This is a genomic window from Pseudoalteromonas sp. 0303, from assembly GCF_013349995.1.
Taxonomy (GTDB): domain Bacteria; phylum Pseudomonadota; class Gammaproteobacteria; order Enterobacterales; family Alteromonadaceae; genus Pseudoalteromonas.
The window spans coordinates 1-1,219 of sequence record NZ_JABVXF010000103.1 but is presented as its reverse complement, the minus strand read 5'-3'; the positions used below and the strand labels follow the sequence as shown (position 1 = coordinate 1,219).

Below are 1,219 nucleotides of genomic sequence, written 5' to 3'. Positions count from 1 at the left end.
AGTTGATTACCCGCATAAGTGATACTGTTATTGCCAAGATGAATTGATTCAGCTTCAACCCTGTCAATATTTGCCGTTGTAAATTCACCATTATCGAACGTAGCGCGCTGAACATTAAGTGAACCAATGTTTATCAGGTCATTATTATTAATATCCAAATCTACATTTAGCTCTGTACGCTGTGGATTAGAGGGATCTTCTACTCGTTGTAGAAAATCTTCATAAAGCGCTGATTGAAAAGGTCTGTTAATAGTTGCTGTAACAGTAGTCCCAGCTGACGAACCACCTGGTATCTGGTTTGCTACAGCTTGCGCTACCGATTCTTTAAGAAGGTTAACAGTTAGAGCGTAATCATCACCAACTTGCCCACCAAATATTGCCGTACAAAAAGGCGATTGGAATGTACCACCGCCACCACATCGTGCCGCATCACCGGCAAAATAACCGCCAGCTGCCAAGTCGTTGATTGTGGCAGGCCACGCCATATTATCTCGATAATAAGCCGTTAATGCGCTCGATATTTCTCTGAGCTCTTCAGCCGTAGACTCATAGGTTTCCCTAACACTTTCTGGCTGCTGCATTCGTGTTTTATAGTAAACCGTACTACCCAAAGCCAAAATGCCCACAAGAGCCATGAGGAGCAATGAGCCGTAACCGGCTTGACGTTTCAAGCTTATCATACCGCTTACCCTTACTGGCAACCGCCCGCGCTTTTGCAGGAGTTCCATTTATTGATGTATTGGTCAATTAGAGATTTATTGTTGTTAACGCTACTTTGACTGGTCGTAAAGTTTGATCCGTTAAACGTGCCGCCGCTAAATTGATTAGCAGTGACCGTATTAAAATTAGCGTTCGTTCCCGAAAGATTGGCGACGGTCGCGCTGTTGGCGCTAACAGTATTTGCACTGGTCGAATTCGCAGTAACATTGCCCGACACATTCATACTACTTGCTGTAGCATTGCCCAACGTACTACTTGAGGCCAGTAACTGATTCGTCGTGGTTTTATTGCTAACAGATACATCAGCAGCAGAAAGTGTTCCCCCTACTGAAAAGCTTCCAGAAACGCTAACACTATCAGCACTAAAAGTTCCTGTTGTAAGAAAGTTAGTATTTACATTAGAGGCAACAACATTAGCCAAGTTAGCATTAGCAGCCGTTAAATCAGTCACATCAGCTGAACCCGCTGTCAACTCTGTTATATTTGCCTTATTCGATGA

The 1,219-nt window shown here is 43.6% G+C and carries 1 protein-coding gene and 1 pseudogene; both read right to left on the bottom strand.

The genetic code is table 11. The annotated features are described in order from the left end of the window. Window positions 1-680: hypothetical protein (locus HUS62_RS22310; protein ID WP_175081194.1), on the bottom strand; the 680-nt coding region annotated here is incomplete at its 3' end. An 11-nt stretch (window positions 681-691) separates the two neighbouring features. Next, a pseudogene (locus HUS62_RS22305) lies at window positions 692-1,219 on the bottom strand (hypothetical protein); the annotation flags it as partial.